The organism is Methylobacterium sp. 190mf, assembly GCF_900107945.1.
Taxonomy (GTDB): Bacteria; Pseudomonadota; Alphaproteobacteria; order Rhizobiales; family Beijerinckiaceae; genus Methylobacterium.
On the sequence record NZ_FNVI01000001.1, the window covers coordinates 422,559 to 443,314 of the forward strand.

Consider the following 20,756-nt stretch of genomic DNA (forward strand, 5'->3'; position numbering starts at 1 on the left):
CGTCGCTGCGGGCGGGTGGCCTTCGCGTCGGTCCGGGGCCGCGAAGCGGGTCCCTCGACCAGAGTCGCCGACGCGCCGGGTCCGGCACCCGCGGCCTCGATGAGACCCGGAAGCGCCGGCGGCGTCCCGGGATAGGGGCGCCCGGCACAGGCGCCGCGGATCAGTGACGGTAGTGCTGGATCCGGGTCGTCCGCAGGCCGGCGAGGCCGTGCTGGTCGATGGAGAACTGCCAGCTGAGGAATTCCTCTGTGGTCAGCGTGTAGCGCTTGCACGCCTCCTCCAGGCTGAGGAGACCGCCGCGCACCGCGGCCACGACCTCGGCCTTGCGCCGGATCACCCAGCGACGGGTGCTCGGGGGCGGAAGGTCCGCGATCGTCAGGGGGCTGCCGTCGGGCCCGATCACGTACTTCACTCTCGGGCGGCTCGGTTCGGTCATGATACGCTCTACACTCGACTGACCTGTCGAGCATTGAAGGTACTTGTGCCCGCTTAAGAGATGTTGAAGCGAGTCACTCGGATGTGATTCGTTAAGTGCCACTTGTGGACAACCCGATGGTCTGCACGCTGGACAGCGGCACGCGCTGCGAACCGATCACCAGCACCGGCGACGTTCCGCTGAGATCGACCTCGTCGACCGTGCCCGTGAGGCTCGTATCGACCGAAACGCTCGAGCCGGTGGCATCCGTGGCCGCCACCTTGATCGAGTAGTTCCCGTCGGGCGCGGTCAGGCCGGCCGAGGTCTTGCCGTTCCACGTGTAGGTCTGGCTGCCGGCATTGAGCGCGGTGGTCTGCGTGGCCACGACGTTGCTCTTCGAGTCTAGGACCGTGATCACCGCCTTCGAGGCGGCCCGGGCCGGGTTCAGCGTCCAGGAGGCGGAGCCGCCGGACAGCTGCGAGGCGCTGCCGTCGGCCGACACGGTCTTCCCGATGTAGCTCGTGGCCGAGGCCGAGCTCGCCGATTGCGAGGCGCTCAGGATGCTGTCGAGGCGGTCGTTGGTCTTGAGCTGCTGCTCGACGCCGGCGAACTGCACCAGCTGCTGCGTGAACTGGTTGGTGTCCATCGGGTCGAGAGGGTTCTGGTTCTTGAGCTGCGTGGTCAGCAGCGTCAGGAACTGCGTGAAGTTGCTGGCGATCTCGGTGGCGTTGCCGCTGCTGCTCGTGGAAGAGCCCGTCGTGTTCGTCGTGCTCGTCAGGCTCGATATGCCGCTCGTCATGCTGATCTCTCCCGTGCCGCGTCCTGGCGCAGGGGCCGGATGCGCGTCGTGTCTGTGTGGGTCCGCGATGCGGGCGCCGCGCGCACCGCCTAGATCCTCATGTCGAGGCCGCCGTAGCCACGCAGGACGCGGATCGGGGCGACCTCCTGGTGGACTTCCGCCTGATCGCGCGACCAGCCCGTGCCGCCCCCGCGCGGGGAATCGCCCGGCTGACCGCCGCTGCCGCCGCTCTGGGCGCTTCCGTCGCCCCGCAGCGACAGGTTGATGCCGCCGGCCGAGGGATCGAAGCCGGCCTGGGACAGCGCCTGCTGCAGCTGGCCGGCGTCGCGCTGGAGCAGCGCGAGCGTCTCAGGCCGGTCGACCACCAAGTGGGTCATGACGCGGCCGTGCGCCTTGTCGATCTCCAGCTTGACGTCGATGCGCCCGAGCTCGGCCGGGTCGAGCCGGATCTGGAACTCGTTGGATCCGCGCAGCGACCTCAGGCCGATGGTCATCGGCACTTGGCCGATCGGGATGGGTGGGTCGGTCTGGAGCGACGCGGTCTGCGTCGGCGCGGCGGTCTCCTGGGCGGCGCGCGTCGTGTCCACGGCCTGGCCGGATGTCGCGGGCGGCGCCGGACCACCCTGCGCCGCCGCGGGCAGCGTCTGAAGCGGACCTGCGCCCTGGCCAACGTCGGTCAGGACGGTGAGGAAATCCTGGGCCGCCGCATCGGACGTCGCGGCCGCCGCGCCGCCGGCCGTCAGGCCGTCGACCGGGACGCTGCCCGGTCCGACTTTGCCGGGTTCGTGACCGGCGCCCGCCGATGCCGGAGTGGTCCCGGCGATGCTGGGGACGGTTCCGGCCGCGCGGCCGCCGCCCTGAGCGTTCGTGCCGGAAGGGCCCGCGGTTGCGCCGGTTCCGGAGAGAGCCGCCGAGCCGTCCTGCGCTGGCGCCGTGCCGCTACCCGCATCCGTCTCAGCCTCGGCCTCGGTCTTGACCGTCCCGGTCGCGCCGCCCCCCTCGGACAGCGCGGCGATGAGGGCCAGAAGGGAGGCGGACGGCCCCGAGGCCGCGGGTTGCGCGGGGGCCTCGGCCTTCTGCGGCGGCACCGCCGCGTCGGCCTCGGGGCCTGCGGTGCCGGCCGCCTCGGCGGCCGGATCCTGCCCGGCCGCGACGGCCTCGGAATCCTGCTGCCCGGCGGCTCCCGTCCGGCCGGTCTCGGCGGTGCGCGCCGCGCCCGCCTTCGGAGCCTCTGCGCGCGCGCCCGCGGCGGAGGGCGGTCCCTCGGCCTGCGCGGCCGAGGCCGGCGCATCCGCCGGCTTGGCGAGGCTGACCCTCTTGTCCGCGACCCGGGCCTCGGTCTGAAGCGCCGCATCCCGGGCGCGGTCGCCGGCCAGCCGCGCGGCGTCGGCCTGATCGCGCAGGTCGGCCTGACGGGCGCGGGCCGAGGCGGCGACGTCGCGCTGATCGGCGGCGCGGGCCCGCGCCGTCGCGGCGTCGTCGCGGGCCTGGGCCGCGCTCAGGGCGGCGCCGAAGCGGTCCTGCGCGGAATTGCCGGCGCGGGCCGCCACGCCCGCGGCCTCCCAGCCCGAACGCTGCGCCTGCGCGTTCCGCGCGGACGGAATCCACGTGGTGACATCCAAACGATCCGCCGCGCCGCTCGCCATTCCGGACTCCTCTGAGCCGCACAGCAGCAAGGCGCGCGCCACCGTGCCGGACGGATAAGTCTCTGAAAAATATCGTTCTCTGCTTGCAGCACGCGGGTCGGACCTGATCGAAGCTGCCGCCCGCCCGGCAGGATCTGCCGAGTGTCCGATCCCGCTGCCCTGGAAAGCCGGGCGAAGTCCCGCTATAGACGGCCCGTGCAGCCAGGGAGCTTCCGGGCCGGCGGCTGCGGACCCTCGCGATGAACGCCCTCGATCTTCCCAAAGCCCCCCACGAGACGCGCGTCGTCGTCGCCATGTCGGGCGGCGTCGATTCCTCCGTGGTCGCGGGCCTGCTGAAGCGGCAGGGCTTCGACGTGGTCGGCGTCACGCTCCAGCTCTACGACCACGGCGCGGCGAGCCACCGCAAGGGCGCGTGCTGCGCCGGCCAGGACATCCACGACGCCCGGGCGGCGGCGGAGCATCTCGGCATCCCGCACTACGTCCTCGATTACGAGGATCGCTTCCGCGACGAAGTCATCGAGAAGTTCGCCGAGAGCTACCTCGCGGGCGAGACGCCGATCCCCTGTGTCGAGTGCAACCGCACGGTGAAGTTCCGCGACCTGCTGGGCCTCGCCCGCGACCTCGACGCCGACGCGCTCGCCACCGGCCACTACGTGGCCAGCCGGGCGCTCCCGGGCGGCGGCCGCGCGCTCCACCGCGCCCTCGATCCCGCCCGTGACCAGAGCTACTTCCTCTACGCGACCACGGCGGAGCAGCTGGACTTCCTGCGCTTCCCCCTGGGCGAGATGGAGAAGACCGAGACCCGCGCGCTCGCGAAGGATCTCGGCCTGTCCCTCGCCGAGAAGCCGGACAGCCAGGACATCTGCTTCGTGCCGCAGGGCCGCTACAGCGACGTGATCGCGCGTCTGCGCCCCGACGCGGCGCGGCCCGGCGAGATCGTCGACCTCGCCGGCCACGTCCTCGGCCGGCACGACGGGATCGTGCATTACACGGTGGGCCAGCGGAAGGGCCTCGGCCTGTCCGGGCCCGAGCCGCTCTACGTCGTGCGGCTGGAGCCGGACTCGGCCCGCGTTGTGGTCGGGCCGCGCACGGCGCTGGCCACGACCCGGATCCGCCTCTCGGACCTCAACTGGCTCGGCGAGGGGCCGGTGGCGGCCGTGCGCGACCTGCCGGTGGCGGTCCGCGTGCGCTCGACCCGTCCGCCGCGCCCGGCGACGCTGACGGTCGGGCCGGACGGCGCGGCCGAGGTCGTGCTCGCCGAGCCCGAGGACGGCGTGTCGCCGGGGCAGGCCTGCGCGATCTACGCGGATGACGGCCCTCGGGCCCGGGTCCTGGGCGGCGGCACCATCCGGCGTGTCGACGCGTTGTCGGCCCGGCCCCGCGAGGCCGCCTGATCTCAACCTCTGGAACCTTCGAACGATGCTGAGCGAGCCGCAGATGGCCGGGCCGAGCACGGCCCTGATGCGCAAGGCCTATGCCCGCTGGGCCCCCGTCTACGACGTGGTCTACGACAAGCTCACCGAGCCCGCGGCCCGCGCCGCCGTCGAGGCGGCGGCCGAGCATGGGCCGCGGATCCTGGAGGCCGGCGTCGGCACCGGGCTGGCGCTGGGCTACTATCCGAAGGCCAGCTTCGTCTGCGGCGTCGACCTCTCCGAGGACATGCTCAAGCGCGCCCGCGCCAAGGTCCGGCGCCGGAACCTGTCCCACGTGAAGGGCCTCCAAGTGATGGACGTCTGCCACTTGGGCTACGCCGACGCGAGCTTCGACGCCGTCGTGGCCCAGTTCCTGATCACCCTGGTGCCCGACCCCGAGGCCGCGATGTCGGAGTTCCTGCGGGTGGTGCGCCCGGGCGGCGGCATCGTCCTCGCCAACCATTTCGGCCAGAGCGACGGCCCTCTGGCCCGGGTCGAGGAAGTCGTGGCGCCGCTCTGCACGAAGATCGGTTGGTCGTCGGACTTCAAGGCGACGCGGATCGAGGCCTGGGCGCGGCGCAACGGCGTCGAGGTCCTGGGATTGAAGCCGACCTTCCCGGGCGGGTTCTTCAAGATCCTGCGGATGCGCAAGCCCGGGTGAGCGAGACCGGCAACGCCCCCGTCGCCGAAGGCCGCGTCGAGAACCGCGAGGGGCGCTGGAAGCGCCTGCGGCGCTGGCTCCCGCTGGCGCTGCTCCTGACGGTGTCGGCGGTGGTCCTGGTCTCGGGAGCCGCGCAACTCCTCAGCCTCGACCGCCTGCTCGCGTCCCGCCTCTGGCTGCGCGGCTTCGTCGAGGCCGGGTATCTCCGCGCGCTGGTCGCGGCCTACTGCCTCTATGTCGGGGCCGTCGTCGTGTCGGTACCGGCCACGCTGATCCTCACGATGGTCTGCGGCTTCCTGTTCGGCATCGTGCCGGGGGCGCTCACCGCGGTCTGTGCGGCCACGACCGGGGCGGCCATCGTTTTCGCGATCGGCCGCGGGCCCGGCGCCGACCTGCTGCGGCGCATGGGCGGCACGCGCCTCGCCGGGCTGGCCGAGGGCTTCCGGCGCGACGCCTTCGGCTACATCGCGGTGCTCCGCCTCCTGCCGCTGTTCCCGTTCTGGGTGACCAACCTCGCGCCCGCCGCCTTCGGGGTGAAGATGCGGGTCTTCGTGCTCGCGACGTTCCTGGGGCTGCTGCCGGGCGCGGTCGTGTACGCCACCACGGGCGCGGGCATCGAGGACGTCGTCGCCGCCCACGAGGCCGCCAGGGCCGCCTGCCTCGCGACGGGGGCGGGCGGCTGCGACCAGGCCCTGACCCTGCGCGCCCTGGTCACGCCCAAGATGGTTGCAGGTCTCGCGATGCTGGCGGTCTTCGCCCTGGTCAGCATGCTGCTGAGCCGCCGCGCCCGACGCGGCTGAGATGCGCCGCCGAGACGCGCGATCCGCCGCCGGCTGTGTTTTTCGGTGTCTGAGGGCGCGTGCAACCGCTTGGAGGGGGATATCGTATAGTGCTCGCCGCCGGGAGCCTGTATTCCCGCCTGCGAATCTGTGGCTTGCGAACATGTATCCCGCGAAGGCCGAACCCGGCTCGAGCTTTCTCAATCCTCTCTCCGCCGATCCTCATCCGCGATGCCGGCGCGGAGCGTGACCGGCGTGTCCCTCGAGTCCCATCAGGCCGCGGCACCGGCGACGCCGGCGCCCGCACCGGCCCGCGACGTCCCCGAGCGGCGCACCGCGCGCCTCGGCCTGTCCGGGCGCCTGTTCCTCGTCACCGTCGCGTTCGTGGTGGTAGCCGAGGTGCTGACCTACGTGCCGGCGGTGGCCAATTACCGGATCGAATGGATGTCCGACCGCCTGGCGGCCGCGCAAGTCGCCGCTCTGGTGCTCGACGGGCGGACCGGCGAGCCGGTCTCCGAGCCGCTCGAGAGCCGGCTCCTGGCCGGCGTGAACGCCCGCGCCATCGCCGTCCGCGGCGGCGGCGCCCAGCGTCTGCTCGCCATCGAGCCCATGCCCGAGCAGGTCGCCGACACCGTCGACCTGCGCGACGTCACCGCCCTGTCGGCGATCCGGGGCGCGTGGCGCACCCTCGTGGCGCCGGTCCACGAGCCGATCCGCGTGGTCGGGGAGGGCGGCATCGGCTTCGACCGGGTCGAGATCCTGCTCGACGAGGCGCCGCTGCGCACCGCCATGATCGACTACGCGCTGCGCCTGCTGGTCTCCTCGCTGATCATCGCGGCGGCCGCCGCCGGTCTCGTCTTCGTGGTGCTGCAGGTGCTGATCGTGCGCCCCGTGCGGCGGCTCGCCACCAGCATCACGGCCTTCGCGGATGATCCGGAGGATGCCGGGCGGATCATCGCGCCGTCCCGCCGCAGCGACGAGATCGGCCAGGCCGAGCGGGCGCTCGGGCGGATGCAGCGCAGCCTCGCCGACCAGCTCCGGCAGAAGCGGCGACTCGCCGAACTGGGCTTGGCGGTCAGCAAGATCAGCCACGAACTGCGCAACCTGCTGACCGGCGCGCAGCTCCTGGGCGACCGCCTGGAGGGGACCGAGGATCCGACCGTGCAGCGCGTGGCCCCCCGCCTCGTCGGGACGCTGGCCCGCGCTATCCGCTTCTGCGAGGCGACCCTCGCCTACGGGCGCGTCTCCGAGCGCGCGCCGCTCCTCACCAGCACGCCGCTGGCACCGGTCTTCGCGGAACTTCCGGATCTCGCCGCGCTGGCGGCGCATCCGGTCAGCGTCCAGGTCGCGGCGGGCGATCTCTCCGTGCAGGCCGATCCGGAGCAGCTCGGGCGGGCGCTGGCCAACCTCGTGCGCAATGCCGTGCAGGCGCTGGACGGGGCGGCCGTGCCGGAGGCCGCCGTGAGCGTGGTCGCTGCCCGCGCGGCACCGGGCCGGGTCACGATCCTGGTCGCCGATAACGGTCCCGGTCTCCCGGCGCGCGCGCGGGAGAACCTGTTCGCGCCGTTCCAGGGATCCATGCGGTCCGGTGGCACGGGCCTCGGGCTGCCGATCGCCGCCGAGCTGATCGGGATCAACGGCGGCACCCTCACCCTCGACGATTGCGAGGCCGAGGGGCTGAGCGGCGCGCGCTTCCGGATCGTGCTGCCGGAAGGCTGACGGGACCGGACCCGCGGGACGTCGCCCCGCTGCCGCTACTCTGCCGCGGCCCGGACGGGCTCCCCGACCCGGATGCCGAGATCGGCCAGCAGCGCCGCGTCGTCGTCCTGCCCGTTATTGGCGGTGGTGAGCAGCCGCTCGCCGTAGAAGATCGAGTTGGCGCCGGCGAGGAAGCACAGCACCTGGGCCTCGCGGGTGAGGCTCTTGCGGCCGGCGCTGAGCCGCACGCGGGAGCGCGGCATCACGATCCGCGCCGTGGCGCACATGCGCACGAGATCGAACGGATCGACCGCCGGCTGGTCCTCCAGCGGGGTGCCGGGCACCGCCACGAGGGCGTTGATCGGCACGCTCTCCGGGTGGGGAGCGTGGTTGGACAGAACCTGAAGCATCGCGGCGCGGTCGGTGACACCTTCGCCCATCCCGACGATACCGCCGCAGCACACGCCGATCCCGGCCTCGCGGACGTTCGCGAGGGTCTGCAGGCGCTCGTCGTAGGTGCGGGTGGAGATGATGTCCTCGTAGAAATCCGGCCCGGTATCGAGGTTGTGGTTGTAGGAGGTCAGCCCGGCCTCGGCGAGGCGTCCGGCCTGCGAGGGCGTGAGCATGCCGAGCGTCACGCAGGCCTCCATGCCGAGGCCGCGCACGCCGCGCACCATGGCGAGCACCGCGTCGAATTCCGGGCCGTCCTTCGGCTGGCGCCACGCGGCGCCCATGCAGAAGCGCTGGGCGCCGGCGGCCTTGGCGGCGGCCGCCTCGGCCAGCACCGTCTCCACGGGCATCAGCCGCTCGCGCGCGACGCCCGCGCCCTTGTGATGGGCCGATTGCGGGCAGTAGGCGCAATCCTCCGGGCAGCCGCCGGTCTTGATCGACAGGAGAGACGCCCGCTGGATGTCGGCGGGGTCGTTGTGCCGGCGGTGCACCTGCGCGGCCCGGAACACGAGGTCCATCAGCGGCAGGTCGTGGATCGCGCGGATCTCCGCCACGCTCCAGTCGTGGCGGATGTCGCCGAGGTCGGGCTGCTGGGAACCGGGGAGGGAAGTCGCGCTCATGCGGTGTTTGAGCCGGATCGGCGGACAGAAATCAAGCGGGCCTCGCGCCCGAACCTCCGACCGAGGGGTCGGTCTGGACGATCATGCCGTACCAGCCCAGCCCGCGATAGGTCTCGTATCCCGGTGTCCGATGGTACGCCGTGACCGTGCCCGACCGCGGATCCCGCACGACTCCGCTCGTCTCGCCGTCCATCCGGCAGGAGACCCGCTCGGTCAGGAGACCGACCTGATCCGAGGCGGCCAGCACCCGGCCGCCGGCATCGACCAGCAGGGCGCGGGTGCGCCCTCGATCTTCCGGCGCGACCCGGATCCCCGAAACGATGGCGTGGGCCTGCGGTGCCCAGTCGAAGTGGATCGCCAGGACGCCGAGCGGTGCGCCGGTCGCCTGACCGCCCGCCCGCACGCTCGCCGCGTAGGTGGCGACCTGCGCGCCGCCCAGCGCATCCTCCTGCCGCACGTCGGCGCAGACGAAGGCGTCGCCGCTCTCCAGGGCGAGCGCCCCCCGGAACCACGCTTCCCCCGCGACGCTCCGGCCCTGCAGTCCCGGGTAGCGATCGGCGCGGCCGGTCGCGAGGATGCGGCCGTCCAGGCCGCAGATCCAGAGATCGAGATAGACCGTGTAGGCCGAGAGGATGATGCCGAGGCGGTCGCCCGCGAAGGCCGCCGCGGCCGGGCCGGGATCGGCCGCGCAGGCGACGACGGCGGCGTCGGTCGCCCACCAGCGCACGTCGCAGGTCCGCTCGTAGAGGTTGCGATCGATCAGTTCGACCGCGCTGAGCGCGAGATCGACCAGGCGTTCTCCCTGGACGCGGCCCGCCATCGTCTCGACGGTGCGCTGCAGCTCGACGATGCGGCCGGACAGGTGAAGCTCCAGCTCGCCGGCGATGACGTCCACGGACTCGCCGAGGGCGCGCACTTCCTGGGCGACGACCGCGAAGCCGCGTCCCTCATCTCCGGCGCGCGCGGCCTCGATGAGCGCGTTGAGGGCGAGGATCTTGGTCTGCGCCGTGATCCGCCGGATCCGGCCGGTCTTCTCCTGCGCCGCCTGCTTGACGGCATCGGCCAGGATCTCGATCGACCTGAGGGTCGGCGGCTCGGACTCTAATCCGGAGGTCCGGTCATTTGGGAAATCAGTTTTCGCAGTCATGCCGGGCCCGATCGACGAGGCGGGCATTTTACAGCTATAATATAATACAGTCTTAACCGATCAAGGTCCGCGATATAACTTACAATACTAAAATAAATCCATAATTCAATCGAGAGTATATAAATCCCGTCGGTCGCGGGTGCCGGGCGCTCGCCAATATCGATGACGTTGCCTGGACGCGGGGCCGCCGCCCGGACGCGGGCGGCAGCCCGTCTGTCAGCCCGTCTTTCAGTGCGTCGGCTCGCCGGCCGAGACCTTGGCGGTCCAGTCGTCGAAGGCGATGACCTTCTGCCGCTGCTCGCCGAGCCGGTCGATGCGCAGGACCATCTCGTCCCCGGCCTTGAGGTAGCGCGGCGGCTTCATGCCGAGGCCGACACCCGGCGGCGTGCCGGTGGTGATCACGTCGCCCGGCTCCAGCAGCATGAAGTGCGACGCGTAGGCGACGAGTTGGGGAACGTCGAAGATCATCGTGGCTGTCGAGCCGGTCTGACGGCGCTCGCCGTTCACGTCGAGGCTCATGGCGAGGTTCTTCAGGTCCGGAATCTCGTCGAGGGTCACCAGCCATGGGCCGAGGGGGCCGAAGGTCGGCGCGCTCTTGCCCTTGGTCCAGGTCGGACCGCGGTTCATCTGCCACTCGCGCTCGGAGACGTCGTTGCAGATGCAGGCACCCGCCACGTAGCTCAGCGCCTCGTTGGCGTGGACGTAGCTGGCGCGCCGCCCGATCACCACGGCGAGCTCCACCTCCCAGTCGGTGCTGTGCGATCCCTTGGGGATGATGACCGTGTCGTTCGGCCCGCACAGGCTGGACGGAGCCTTGTTGAAGATGATCGGCTCCGCGGGGATCGGCGAGCCGGTCTCTTCGGCGTGGTCGGCGAAGTTCAGGCCGATGGCGACGACGTTCCGGGTGCCGCCGACGCAGGGGCCGAGCCGCACGTCCGGGGACAGCTTCGGCAGGGTCTCGGGATCCAGGGCGCGCAGCCGCGCCAGGGAGTCGGGCGCGAGGGCCGGCCCGGCGATGTCGCGCACGATGCCCGACAGGTCGCGCAGCCCCCCGCTGGCATCCACGAGGCCGGGCTTCTCGTCGCCGCTCGGGCCGTGCCGGAAGAGCTTCATGGCCGCACTCCTCATCCTTCCCTGAACCGGTCTGCGCCGGACGCCGGGACCATGGCCGGGCCTCGACCCGGGTGCAAGGCCGGCCGCGTCGGCGTGTCGGTCCGCCGGGTGTCGCCGCAGGGCAACAGGACGGCGGAAAAGTGCAGGGTCGGCGACGTTCGGATATATTGTTCCTGTCGCCATCTCGGTGTGACAGCTCGGATCAAGACTGAAAAATCTCGATCATCACGGGGTTTCGCTCGTGAAGGTGCCGTTTACCGCTCCTTATCTACTACTATTCCTCTCGGTGCCGAAAATGGTCGGGGTCATTGCGGTTCCGCACCCGAAACCGGCACCATGCATGGAAGGTCGCCGCATAACGGGTCTCGAACAATCGACGGCGCCCAGCAGAACGAAGGCTTGGGGGAAGAGATGGGCGGGACGGTTCGCGCTGCGATGCTGGCGGCGACGGCGGTGGTCCTCGGCGCCGGGCAGGTGCAGGCGGGGGCGTTCGGGATCCGGGAGCAGAGCACCGAGGCCCAGGGGCTGGCCTTCGCGGGCGCGGCGTCGGGGTCGGGCGGCGTCTCGTCGATGTTCTGGAACCCCGCGACGATCACGATGAACCCGGGCTTCGTCGCGGAGCAGAACTTCACCTATATCGGCCTCTCCTCGACGATCCGTCCGGATGCCGGCACCAATCCGGGCTTCGCGCGGCTGGGCGGCTCCGGCGATATCGGCCAGGGCGCCGTCGTGCCGGCGGGCGCGACCTCGTACCAGCTGAACGACCGCCTGTGGCTCGGCCTCTCGACCGGCGCCCCCTTCGGCCTCGTCACCAAGCCGCGGGACGTGTGGGCCGGCGAGGTCTACGGACGCTCGTCGCGGATCTTCTCGCTGGCGATCAACCCGGTCATCGGCTTCAAGGTCAACGAGTGGCTCTCGATCGCGGCCGGCCCGAACATCGAGTATTTCCGCCTGACCCTGCGGCAGGCGCTGCCGATCCCCGGCATCCTGCCGACCTCGTATCCGAGCTCCTTCCTCAAGGGTGAGTCCTGGGGCGCGGGCTTCACCGCCGGCGCCACGCTCACGCCCCGCGACGGGACCGTGCTGGGTATCGGCTACCGCTCCTCGGTGCACCACGACATCGACGGCTCGATCGGCGTCCCGCTCGTCGCCCTGGCGCCGCTGGCCGGACAGGTCCGCGCCAAGCTGAACACGCCCGAGAAGCTGAGCGTCGGCCTGACCCAGGCGGTCTCGCCGGTGGCGCGGGTGAATCTCGGCTTCGAGTGGGACAACTGGTCGAGGCTCGGGACCATCGGCATCGTGTCGAAGACGATCGGCCTGCCGGTGAACAACCTGCCGCTCAACTACAAGGACGGGTTCACCTACGCGATCGGCGCCGAGTACGACGCGTCGCCGAACCTGACGCTGCGGACCGGCTTCGCCTACGAGACCTCGCCCATCGACTTCCGGAACCGCTCGGTGCGCCTGCCGGACGGCGACCGGTACAACGTCTCGGTCGGCGCCAGCTACCGCTGGAGCCAGCAGCTGACGCTGAACCTCGCCTACTCGCACTTCTTCCTGGACCGCTCGCGGATCCTCGCGGGCATCGGCCGCGACTACAACATCAGCAACATCGCCTTCGCGGGCGTGGTGGATTCCAGCGCCGACATCGTCTCGGTGGGCTTCCGCTACGTCTTCGGCGCGCCGCCGGCCCCGGCCCCGGCGCCGCTCGTGCGGAAGTACTGACGGGCAGCTCCGGTCGCGTCCGTCGCTGCCGCCGTCCTCGCGAGCGGAATGAGGCGATCCAGGGCATCGCCACGCCGACAGGTGTCGCGCTGCCCCGGGTCACGTCGCTCCGCTCGTGATGACCGGGCGGCTCCGTGATCGTCGCGGCCGTTCACCCATCGATCCGCGTGCGTCGCGCGCCTCAGGCGCGCATCCGCACGTATGTGCCGGGCGCGGGCCCTAAGGATTGCAGCGCGTCGCCGCCCGGCTGCCGAGCCGGCACCCGCTCCGGGGCCTGCGCCTCGATCCACTGGAACCAGTAGGGCCACCACGAGCCCTTGGTCTCGACCGCGGCCCTGATCCACTCCTCGAGCGTCCCCTTCACGGGGCCGCCGGTCCAGTAGCCGTATTTCGGCTTGGACGGCGGGTTGATCACGCCGGCGATGTGGCCGGAGCCGGCGAGGACAAAATCGACCTTCCCGCCGAAGACCTTCGAACCCTCGAAGACCGACAGCGCCGGCGCGATGTGGTCCTCGCGGGTCGCGAGGTTGAAGATCGGCACCTGGACCTTCCTGAGGTCGAGGCGGACGTTGCCGAGCACCATCCGCCCCTGCGCCAGCGTGTTGTCGAGGTAGCAGTTGCGCAGGTAGAACGAGTGGTTGGCCGCTGGCATCCGGGTGGCGTCGGAGTTCCAGTACAGCAGGTCGAAGGCCGAGGGTGCCTTGCCCTTGATGTAGTTGTTCACGACGTAGGGCCAGATCAGGTCGTTCGGCCGGAGCATGTTGAAGGCGTTCGCCATGCGGGCGCCCTCCAGGTAGCCCTGCTCGGCCATGCGCGCCTCGACCTGGCGGATCTGCTCCTCGTCGGCGAAGACCTTCAGGTCGCCCGCGTGGGTGAAGTCGACCTGCGTGGTGAGCAGCGTCGCGCTCTTGATCCGCCGGTTGCCGGTGGCCGCCTGCATGGCGAGCGTCACCGCGAGCAGCGTGCCGCCGACGCAGTAGCCCGCCGCCGTGACCTCGCTCTCACCGGTGGCGACGCCGATCGCGTCGATGGCCGCCTCGATCCCCTCGCGCATGTAGGACTCGAAGTCCTTGTCGGCGTGGCGGGAATCGGGATTGACCCAGGAGATGCAGAAGACCGTCAGGCCCTGGTCGACCATCCACTTCAGGAAGCTCTTCTGCGGATTGAGGTCGAGGATGTAGAACTTGTTGATCCAGGGCGGGACCATCAGGAACGGGCGCCGCAGCACGGTCTCGGTGGTGGGCGCGTACTGGATCAGCTCGATCAGGTCGTTGCGGAACACCACCTCGCCGGGGGTGACCGCCATGTTGCGCCCGACCTCGAACCCGCTCGGGTCGGTCTGGCGCACGCGCAGCTGCCCGCCGCCGGCCGCCAGATCCTCCTCGTACATCTTGAGGCCGCGGACGAGGTTGGCGCCGTTCTCCTGCAGGGTGTGGCGGATCAGCTCCGGGTTGGTCGGCAGGAAGTTCGAGGGCGACAGCATGCTGGTCACTTGGCGCAGGTAGAACTGCGCCTTGTGACGCGTGTGCGCGTCGAGCCCCTCGGCCTCGTCGACGAGGCTCTCCGCCCAGCGGGTGGCGAGCAGGTAGGCCTGCTTGAGGAAGTCGAAATACGGGTTGGTCGTCCACTCGGCGTGGGCGAAGCGCGCGTCCCGGGGCTCGGGCAGCGCCACCGGATCGGCGGGCTGGCCCTGCAGGCGCAGGTAGGTCGAGCCCCAGAGCGACAGGAACGCCTGCGACAGGCGCGCCTGAGCCTCGGCGCTGCGGTTCGGATCGGCGAGCCAGGTCTCGGCCACCTGACCGAGCACCTTGGCCGCCTCGTTCATCTCGCTGCCGGGTGCGGCCGCCTGGCCCTCGGGCCCGAGGAGGCGGGCGACGTTGCGCCCCATCGCCTCGACGAACTGACCGGCATTGCGGGAAATCGCCTCGAAATCCGGCATCGGGGCGACCGTGCCGTCCGGCATCGCGCCGTTCGAGACCGACTTCGGAGGGGCGGTCCGATCCGGCGCCTGCGGGCTCGTCAAACGTGCCTCCCTGTGCTTCATCTGTTGACCCGATGGCGCGGGCCTCGTTTCCGACAAAATAAGGAGCGAGCCAGAGTTTTCGCCAGCCCGGCTCAGGACGTCGCCGAAACATCCGGCCGATCTTTTCATACGCATGTGACGATGGATCGTGCCATTTTGAACCCCGCTATCCGCCCGCATCGCGCCGGTCCGCTGCGCCGCCTGACGCGCGCGGCCGGCCTGGGCGTGCTGGTCGGCGCGCTCGGGGCCTGCTCGGGCGACGTCGTCCGCTCGCTGGCCTCCGATGCAGGCTACGGGCCGCGGGTCGTCGCGGCCCCGGATTTCGTCACGGACACCCGCAGCAAGGCGCAGCCCGACTTCATGCCGGTGGGCGTCGACGCGCCGAAGCGGCCGGTCCGGGCCAAGTCGGTCACGGGCCAGAAGGCCCTGGAGGCGGAGCTGGAGGGTGCCCGCGGCCGCAACGAGGCCCGGGGGCGGGCCGCCGAGAGCGCCGGGCGGGGCGCGGCCGCCACCGTCAAGCCGGCTCCGGCGGCGTCGCAGTAGCGGCCCTTTTTCAGGGTCGGCGGCGGCCCGCAACTCTGCTAGAGCACGTGGTTCGCCCGACCGGCCCAGACGAGAGACGCCGGATCCGGGACGCGCCGATGGACACGCCCATGACCGACTTCCACCGCATCAAGCGACTGCCGCCCTACGTCTTCGAGCAGGTCAACCGGATCAAGGCTGCCGCCCGCGCGCAGGGCGCCGACATCATCGATCTCGGCATGGGCAACCCCGATCTGGACGCCCCGAAGCACGTCATCGCCAAGCTGTGCGAGACGGCCGGGCGGCCGCGCACGGATCGCTACTCGGCCTCCAAGGGCATCGCCGGCCTGCGCAAGGCCCAGGCGGGCTATTACCAGCGGCGCTTCGGCGTGACCCTGAACCCCGACACCCAGGTGGTGGCGACTCTCGGGTCCAAGGAAGGGTTCGCCAACATGGCCCAGGCGATCACCGCGCCGGGCGACGTCGTGCTGGTGCCGAACCCGAGCTACCCGATCCACGCCTTCGGCTTCCTGATGGCCGGCGGCGTCATCCGCTCCGTGCCGGCCGAGCCGACGCCGGCGATGTTCCCCGCCCTGGAGCGGGCCATGCGCCACTCTATCCCGAAGCCGGTGGCGCTGGTCGTCTGCTACCCGTCGAACCCGACCGCCTACGTGGCGAGCCTCGACTTCTACCGCGACCTCGTGGCCTTCGCGAAGCAGCACGAGCTGATCCTGCTGTCGGACCTCGCCTACGCGGAAGTCTATTTCGACAACAACCCGCCGCCCTCGGTGCTGCAGGTGCCCGGCGCTATCGACTGCACGGTGGAGTTCACCTCGCTGTCGAAGACCTACTCGATGGCCGGCTGGCGGATGGGCTTCGCGGTGGGCAACGAGCGCCTGCTCGCGGCGCTCACCCGGGTGAAATCCTACCTCGATTACGGCGCCTTCACGCCGATTCAGGTCGCCGCGACGGCGGCCCTCAACGGCCCGGACGACTGCATCCACGAGATGCGCAGCATCTACAGGAAGCGTCGCGACGCGCTGGTGGAGTCCTTCGGCAAGGCCGGCTGGACCATCCCGTCGCCCGCCTCGTCGATGTTCGCCTGGGTGCCGATCCCCGAGCGGTACCGGGAACTGGGCAGCCTCGAATTCTCCAAGCTGCTCCTGGAGAAGTCCGACGTGGCGGTCGCGCCCGGCATCGGCTTCGGCGAGTTCGGCGACGAGTACGTCCGCATCGCGCTCGTGGAGAACGAGCAGCGCATTCGGCAGGCGGCGCGCAATATCCGCCGGTTCTTCGACGGCACCGACAAGACGCTGCACAACGTCCTGCCGATGGCCCGGACCGGCTAAGCCGGCCCGCGCAAATTGTTGCCGCGGGGCGACAGACGTCGTCAAAGGTGTCGGCGCCCCGCGCCGGCGCTTGTCAGCGCGGGGCGCGATGGCCAGGGTCAGGTGCGGGGGTCTTCCCGCGTCCCGAGTCTCGCATGCGCCGCCTGAACCTCATCGCCGCCCTGCTGCTCGCCGCCGCGGCCTCGGCCTGCGCGCCGAACCCGATCATCGCCCGGGACCCGATCCCTGCGCCAGGGCCGGCGGACGTGTACGCGTGCGACTCGAAGCCGTTGCCGGTCAACGCCTTCACGACCGATTGCCGCCCCGTCCCGGCGAGCCCGCAGGTCGTGCTGCGCGCGCGGGGCTGAACCCGCCCGGAATTTCGGTAACCGGTCGATTCGGACGGGCCGGACAAGCCGCCCGCGATCAGCTAGACTGTAGGCCAGATGCCGGCCCGCCCGGCCCCCTGACGGAGCATCGCGTGAGCACCAAGACCCTGATCGCCGCCGGATTGCTCGCCCTCCTGGCGGGGCAGGGCGCCTCGGCCTCTGACGCCGCCTACCCGCCGGCGCCCTACCAGCCCCGCGCCTTCGTGTTCACCGCCCCGAACGGCCCGACGGTCCTGCAGACCGAGGGCTGCTGCCAGGTGGTGGTGCCGCCGGGCCGGCCCGATCTCGCCCAACCCGCCGTGCCGGTGGCCGAGGTGATGAACGGCGGCGGCTTCGGCTACACTGGGTTCGACTACTACAACGACCAGATCACCGAGGGGCGGTTCGGCGCGCGCAAGCGGCCGCGGGAGTACGTGATCGCTCCGTCCTACATCGTGCCGCCGCGCTACTGAGCCGCCGGGCGTTCCGGGGCCTCAATCCTTCTGCGGATCGTGGCCCCAGTTCATCAGCGACATCCGCCACGGGGAGTCGGGGTCCTTCCGGGCCTCGCCGCCCTGCTTGAGATGGCGGTGGACGTAGCCCACGACCTTGCGCATGGCGGCGTAGTCGTCGTCCGTCAGGTCGGCCTTCTTGGTGTCCTTGATCGCCAGGATCCGCCGGCCCATCTCGTGCCCGGTCGACTCGCCGCCGTCTTTCTTCTGGCCGACCCCCCGGCTCGCCGCGCTGTCGAGGTGCTTCCTCAGCGCCGCCGGCGTCATGTTGACGGCCTCGTTGAAGTCCTTCCACGTCTCCGCGTGATCGTCCGCCATCCGCCTGCCTCCCGGGCCGTGTCGCTCGTCCCCGACAACGCGCCCGAGGCTCGCCGGCTCGCCGCCATCCCTGCGGTCGGGCGCCGCACGGGCGACGGGCGACGCGGCGGGCGACGTGGCGGGCGACGTGGCGGGGAAGCGTTTACAGGCCGGGTCCCGGGGGGTATCACCCCGACCCGACGAGCTTCCATTCTCTCCCCACACCCCATTCCCGAAAAGCCAGATGCGCGCCGAGATCGAGCAAGCCTCGGATGCCGCCAAGCAGTCTATAGGGCTGCTGAGGAGGCATCTTTGACTGGGATACAGTCGATAAACGCCTCGCGGAGCTGAACGCGGCTTCCGAGGACCCCGACCTCTGGAACGACGCCGAGGCCGCCCAGAAGGTCATGCGCGAGCGGCAGCAGCTCGACGAGGCCGTCACGGCGATCAAGAAGCTGGAGCGCGACCTCGAGGACGGCGCCACGCTGATCGAGCTCGGCGAGATGGAGGGTGACGAATCCTCGATCCGCGAGGGCGAGGCGGCGATCCTAGCCGTCGAGAAGGAGGCCGCGAGCCGGCAGGTCGAGACGCTTCTGTCGGGCGAGGCCGACGGCTTCGACACCTATCTCGAGGTCCATGCCGGGGCCGGCGGCACCGAGAGCCAGGACTGGGCAAACATGCTCCAGCGCATGTATGCCCGCTGGGCCGAGCGCCGGAAGTACAAGGTCGAGGTCGTCGAGATGACCGACGGCGAGGAGGCCGGGATCAAGGGCGCCACGCTCCTGATCAAGGGCCACAACGCCTACGGCTGGCTCAAGACCGAGTCCGGCGTGCACCGTCTGGTCCGGATCTCGCCCTACGATTCCAGCGCCCGGCGGCACACCAGCTTCGCCAGCGTCTGGGTCTATCCGGTGATCGATGACCGGATCGAGATCGAGATCAAGGAATCCGACTGCCGGATCGACACCTACCGGTCGTCCGGCGCCGGCGGCCAGCACGTCAACACCACCGACTCGGCGGTGCGCATCACCCACAACCCCACCGGGATCGTGGTCGCGTGCCAGCAGGAGCGCTCCCAGCACAAGAACCGGGCGACCGCCTGGAACATGCTGCGCGCCCGGCTCTACGAGGCGGAGCTGAAGAAGCGCGAGGAGAAGGCCAACGCCGAGGCCGCCTCCAAGACCGATATCGGCTGGGGCCACCAGATCCGGTCCTACGTGCTGCAGCCGTACCAGCTGGTGAAGGACCTGCGCACCGGCACCCAGTCCACCGATCCGGACGAGGTGCTCGACGGCGACCTCGACCCGTTCATGGAGGCCTCGCTCGCGCAGCGGGTCTACGGCGGCGGCGAGGCGGTCGAGGATATCGACTGAGGCGGCGTGAGCTGCCTCCCCGTCATCACGAGCGCAGCGAAGTGACCCAGGGCGGCGCGCGATCGATCGGCGTGGCGCGACCCTGGATCGCTTCGCTCCGCTCGCAATGACGGCGGTGCTGACAGAGAGCGCCGTTGAGGCCGCCAAAGGATGAGCGCCGGCGGCGCCCATCCTCCCACGCCTCTCAATACCCCAGCGCCGCCCCGTCCTTGCGCGGGTCGGATCCGGCCGCCAGCGTGCCGGCCTTGCGGTCGATCCAGATGACCTGCCCCCCGCCGAGCGGCAGCGGCGCGCGGATCGCCGGGTGGCCGCGCTCGACCAGCCCCGCCATCACGGCGTCGGAGATCCCGCCCTCGACCTCCAGGCTGCCGCCGTAGGCGAAGCTGCGCGGGGCATCGAGGGCCTCCTGCACGTCGAGGCCCCGGTCGAGGAGACCGGAGAGCAGCTCGACATGGCCCATGGCTTGGTAATGGCCGCCCATGACGCCGAACGGCGCGACGGCCTGCCCGTCCTTCATCAGCATGCCGGGGATGATCGTGTGCATCGGCCGCTTGCCCGGCCCGACGCTGTTCGGGTGGCCGCCCTCCGTGCGGAACGACAGGCCGCGATTGTGCAGCAGCACGCCGCTCTCGGGCGCCAGGATGCCGGAGCCGAAGCCCTGGAAGATCGAGTTGATCAGCGACAGCGCGTTGCCGTCCCGGTCGACCACGCAGAGGTAGACCGTGTCCTTGTGGGCGCGGCCCTCGGCCATCTCGCGGGCGATCTCCGGATAGATCTCCGGCGCGCGGGCGCGGCCCATGTCGATCGCCCCGTGGGCGGCGGCCTTCCAGGCGTCGGAGAGCAGGTGCTCGACCGGCACGTTGGCGAGGGCCGCGTCGCCGAACAGCACGTCGCGGTGATGGTAGCCCTGCTTGCAGACCTCGGCGAAGAGGTGGAGCCGGTCGAGGTCGGAGAGCGCGCCGACGTCGTAGTGCGACAGCACGTTCAGCATCATCAGCGCCGCCAGACCCTGGCCGGCGGGCGGGCACTCGTAGACGTCGTAGCCGCGGTAGCGGGTCGAGACCGGTGCGACCACGTCGGGCTGCGCGGCGGCGAAGTCGTCCAGCGTGTGCAGGCCGCCGAGGGCGTTCAGCCGGCTTACCATGTCCTCGGCGACGGGGCCCTCGTAGAAGGCGCGCGCCCCCGCCTCGGCGATCGCCCGGAGCGTCGCCGCGAGCTTCGGCAGGCGGACGACGCTGCCGATCGTCGGCGCCTGCCCGCCGGGCAGGTAGGTCTCGGCGGCGTACGGATCCGTGGCGACGCGCTCGGCGCCGCGCAGCCAGTCCCAGCCGACCCGCTGCTGCACGACGAACCCGTCCTCCGCGTAGCGGATCGCCGGCTGGAGCAGCTCGCCGAGGGACCGGGTGCCGTGCTCGCGCACGAGTAGATCCCAGGCCGCGACCGCGCCGGGCACCGTCACGGCGTGTGGCGAGGTCGGCGTGATGGTGACGCCGTGCTCGGCGTACCAGTCGGGCATGGCGGCGGCGGGCGCCCGGCCCGAACCGTCGAGGGCGATGGGCTTCGTGGCGCCCGCGGGGGCGTAGAGGGCGAAGCAGTCGCCGCCGATGCCGGTCATGAGCGGATCGACTACGCACTGCACGGCGACCGCCGCGATGCCGGCATCGATGGCGTTGCCGCCGGAGCGCAGAACCTCGATGGCGGCGAGCGTCGAGAGCGGGTGCGAGGTCGCGACCGCGGCGTTGGCGGCGTAGACCGGGGAGCGGCCGGGGGCGGAGAAGTCTCTCACGGGATGTCCTGCTCTGCTGGGCGACTTAAAGAATCACCGCTCGATGCATATCGCCACCTCGGGATGAGGCGGTGACGGAGAT

19 protein-coding genes are annotated in these 20,756 nt (G+C 71.1%); 10 read left to right on the forward strand and 9 right to left on the reverse strand.

The genetic code is table 11. From position 1 onward, the window contains the following. Nucleotides 1-160: 160 nt before the first annotated feature. The 3 genes from C4T42_RS02115 to C4T42_RS02125 form a co-directional block, all read right to left on the reverse strand. Nucleotides 161-436 carry a DUF1153 domain-containing protein gene (locus tag C4T42_RS02115; protein WP_007569077.1) on the reverse strand — a complete coding sequence of 92 codons (276 nt, stop codon included), beginning with the start codon at nucleotides 434-436 and terminating at the stop codon, nucleotides 161-163. Between the two features lie 91 nt (nucleotides 437-527). After that, the gene (locus C4T42_RS02120; RefSeq protein WP_020090831.1) at nucleotides 528-1,214 is read right to left on the reverse strand and encodes a flagellar hook capping FlgD N-terminal domain-containing protein; all 687 of its coding nucleotides are present in this window, start codon (nucleotides 1,212-1,214) and stop codon (nucleotides 528-530) included. Between the two features lie 89 nt (nucleotides 1,215-1,303). Continuing rightward, the gene (locus C4T42_RS02125) at nucleotides 1,304-2,860 is read right to left on the reverse strand and encodes a flagellar hook-length control protein FliK (RefSeq protein ID WP_103984659.1); all 1,557 of its coding nucleotides are present in this window, start codon (nucleotides 2,858-2,860) and stop codon (nucleotides 1,304-1,306) included. Between the two features lie 239 nt (nucleotides 2,861-3,099). Here C4T42_RS02125 and mnmA point away from each other — a divergent pair, with 239 nt between their 5' ends. The 4 genes from mnmA to C4T42_RS02145 all read left to right on the forward strand — a co-directional run bounded on the left by mnmA (nucleotide 3,100) and on the right by C4T42_RS02145 (nucleotide 7,431). Beyond that, complete coding sequence (mnmA, locus tag C4T42_RS02130) at nucleotides 3,100-4,254, forward strand: tRNA 2-thiouridine(34) synthase MnmA (protein WP_020090829.1); 1,155 nt, start codon at nucleotides 3,100-3,102, stop codon at nucleotides 4,252-4,254. Between the two features lie 25 nt (nucleotides 4,255-4,279). Continuing rightward, complete coding sequence (locus tag C4T42_RS02135; protein WP_020090828.1) at nucleotides 4,280-4,933, forward strand: class I SAM-dependent methyltransferase; 654 nt, start codon at nucleotides 4,280-4,282, stop codon at nucleotides 4,931-4,933. Further along, entirely contained in the window at nucleotides 4,930-5,733 is an 804-nt protein-coding gene (locus C4T42_RS02140; RefSeq protein WP_020090827.1) for a TVP38/TMEM64 family protein, read from the forward strand. The genes C4T42_RS02135 and C4T42_RS02140 overlap by 4 nt, the downstream gene beginning before the upstream one ends. 210 nt (nucleotides 5,734-5,943) lie before the next feature. Continuing rightward, a complete protein-coding gene (locus tag C4T42_RS02145; RefSeq protein ID WP_020090826.1) occupies nucleotides 5,944-7,431 on the forward strand; it encodes a HAMP domain-containing sensor histidine kinase in 1,488 nt (495 codons plus the stop codon). A 35-nt stretch (nucleotides 7,432-7,466) separates the two neighbouring features. Here C4T42_RS02145 and bioB read toward each other — a convergent pair whose 3' ends face one another. The 3 genes from bioB to C4T42_RS02160 all read right to left on the reverse strand — a co-directional run bounded on the left by bioB (nucleotide 7,467) and on the right by C4T42_RS02160 (nucleotide 10,740). Beyond that, a complete protein-coding gene (gene bioB / locus C4T42_RS02150; RefSeq protein ID WP_020090825.1) occupies nucleotides 7,467-8,480 on the reverse strand; it encodes a biotin synthase BioB in 1,014 nt (337 codons plus the stop codon). 31 nt (nucleotides 8,481-8,511) lie between these two features. Next, on the reverse strand, nucleotides 8,512-9,627 hold the full coding sequence (locus C4T42_RS02155) for a methyl-accepting chemotaxis protein (protein ID WP_280177376.1): 1,116 nt from the start codon (nucleotides 9,625-9,627) through the stop codon (nucleotides 8,512-8,514). 228 nt (nucleotides 9,628-9,855) lie between these two features. Beyond that, complete coding sequence (locus C4T42_RS02160) at nucleotides 9,856-10,740, reverse strand: fumarylacetoacetate hydrolase family protein (protein WP_091979324.1); 885 nt, start codon at nucleotides 10,738-10,740, stop codon at nucleotides 9,856-9,858. A gap of 411 nt (nucleotides 10,741-11,151) precedes the next feature. Between C4T42_RS02160 and C4T42_RS02165 the strand changes: the two genes are divergently transcribed. Next, complete coding sequence (locus C4T42_RS02165) at nucleotides 11,152-12,465, forward strand: OmpP1/FadL family transporter (RefSeq protein WP_100250564.1); 1,314 nt, start codon at nucleotides 11,152-11,154, stop codon at nucleotides 12,463-12,465. A gap of 181 nt (nucleotides 12,466-12,646) precedes the next feature. Here the strand turns inward: C4T42_RS02165 and phaC are convergent, their stop codons facing one another. After that, a complete protein-coding gene (phaC, locus tag C4T42_RS02170; protein WP_026604563.1) occupies nucleotides 12,647-14,428 on the reverse strand; it encodes a class I poly(R)-hydroxyalkanoic acid synthase in 1,782 nt (593 codons plus the stop codon). A gap of 216 nt (nucleotides 14,429-14,644) precedes the next feature. Here phaC and C4T42_RS02175 point away from each other — a divergent pair, with 216 nt between their 5' ends. The 4 genes from C4T42_RS02175 (at nucleotide 14,645) to C4T42_RS02190 (ending at nucleotide 17,179) form a co-directional block, all read left to right on the forward strand. Then, complete coding sequence (locus C4T42_RS02175) at nucleotides 14,645-15,031, forward strand: hypothetical protein (RefSeq protein WP_244492163.1); 387 nt, start codon at nucleotides 14,645-14,647, stop codon at nucleotides 15,029-15,031. 110 nt (nucleotides 15,032-15,141) lie between these two features. Then, a complete protein-coding gene (locus tag C4T42_RS02180) occupies nucleotides 15,142-16,359 on the forward strand; it encodes an LL-diaminopimelate aminotransferase (RefSeq protein WP_026604561.1) in 1,218 nt (405 codons plus the stop codon). Nucleotides 16,360-16,493: 134 nt separating this feature from the next. After that, nucleotides 16,494-16,706 carry a hypothetical protein gene (locus tag C4T42_RS02185; protein ID WP_020090818.1) on the forward strand — a complete coding sequence of 71 codons (213 nt, stop codon included), beginning with the start codon at nucleotides 16,494-16,496 and terminating at the stop codon, nucleotides 16,704-16,706. Nucleotides 16,707-16,819: 113 nt separating this feature from the next. After that, a complete protein-coding gene (locus C4T42_RS02190; RefSeq protein WP_020090817.1) occupies nucleotides 16,820-17,179 on the forward strand; it encodes a hypothetical protein in 360 nt (119 codons plus the stop codon). Nucleotides 17,180-17,200: 21 nt separating this feature from the next. On the opposite strand, the gene C4T42_RS02195 is transcribed toward C4T42_RS02190, so the two are convergent. Continuing rightward, entirely contained in the window at nucleotides 17,201-17,536 is a 336-nt protein-coding gene (locus C4T42_RS02195; RefSeq protein WP_020090816.1) for a DUF3140 domain-containing protein, read from the reverse strand. 223 nt (nucleotides 17,537-17,759) lie between these two features. Here C4T42_RS02195 and prfB point away from each other — a divergent pair. Beyond that, a protein-coding gene (gene prfB, locus C4T42_RS02200) for a peptide chain release factor 2 (protein WP_103984661.1) occupies nucleotides 17,760-18,888 on the forward strand; the annotation gives its coding sequence in 2 pieces (ribosomal slippage) (nucleotides 17,760-17,828 and nucleotides 17,830-18,888; 1,128 coding nt in all). Between the two features lie 184 nt (nucleotides 18,889-19,072). Here the strand turns inward: prfB and ggt are convergent. Continuing rightward, on the reverse strand, nucleotides 19,073-20,674 hold the full coding sequence (gene ggt / locus C4T42_RS02205; RefSeq protein WP_103984662.1) for a gamma-glutamyltransferase: 1,602 nt from the start codon (nucleotides 20,672-20,674) through the stop codon (nucleotides 19,073-19,075). Between the last annotated feature and the right edge of the window lie 82 nt (nucleotides 20,675-20,756).

What these genes read in the sequence shown, in the direction of transcription:
- C4T42_RS02115 (WP_007569077.1), bottom strand. Translation starts at nt 436, where the DNA reads ATGACCGAACCGAGCCGCCCGAGAGTGAAGTACGTGATCGGGCCCGAC.
- C4T42_RS02120 (WP_020090831.1), bottom strand. Translation starts at nt 1,214, where the DNA reads ATGACGAGCGGCATATCGAGCCTGACGAGCACGACGAACACGACGGGC.
- C4T42_RS02125 (WP_103984659.1), bottom strand. Translation starts at nt 2,860, where the DNA reads ATGGCGAGCGGCGCGGCGGATCGTTTGGATGTCACCACGTGGATTCCG.
- mnmA (WP_020090829.1), top strand. Translation starts at nt 3,100, where the DNA reads ATGAACGCCCTCGATCTTCCCAAAGCCCCCCACGAGACGCGCGTCGTC.
- C4T42_RS02135 (WP_020090828.1), top strand. Translation starts at nt 4,280, where the DNA reads ATGCTGAGCGAGCCGCAGATGGCCGGGCCGAGCACGGCCCTGATGCGC.
- C4T42_RS02145 (WP_020090826.1), top strand. Translation starts at nt 5,944, where the DNA reads ATGCCGGCGCGGAGCGTGACCGGCGTGTCCCTCGAGTCCCATCAGGCC.
- bioB (WP_020090825.1), bottom strand. Translation starts at nt 8,480, where the DNA reads ATGAGCGCGACTTCCCTCCCCGGTTCCCAGCAGCCCGACCTCGGCGAC.
- C4T42_RS02155 (WP_280177376.1), bottom strand. Translation starts at nt 9,627, where the DNA reads ATGACTGCGAAAACTGATTTCCCAAATGACCGGACCTCCGGATTAGAG.
- C4T42_RS02160 (WP_091979324.1), bottom strand. Translation starts at nt 10,740, where the DNA reads ATGAAGCTCTTCCGGCACGGCCCGAGCGGCGACGAGAAGCCCGGCCTC.
- C4T42_RS02165 (WP_100250564.1), top strand. Translation starts at nt 11,152, where the DNA reads ATGGGCGGGACGGTTCGCGCTGCGATGCTGGCGGCGACGGCGGTGGTC.
- phaC (WP_026604563.1), bottom strand. Translation starts at nt 14,428, where the DNA reads ATGCCGGACGGCACGGTCGCCCCGATGCCGGATTTCGAGGCGATTTCC.
- C4T42_RS02180 (WP_026604561.1), top strand. Translation starts at nt 15,142, where the DNA reads ATGACCGACTTCCACCGCATCAAGCGACTGCCGCCCTACGTCTTCGAG.
- C4T42_RS02185 (WP_020090818.1), top strand. Translation starts at nt 16,494, where the DNA reads ATGCGCCGCCTGAACCTCATCGCCGCCCTGCTGCTCGCCGCCGCGGCC.
- C4T42_RS02195 (WP_020090816.1), bottom strand. Translation starts at nt 17,536, where the DNA reads ATGGCGGACGATCACGCGGAGACGTGGAAGGACTTCAACGAGGCCGTC.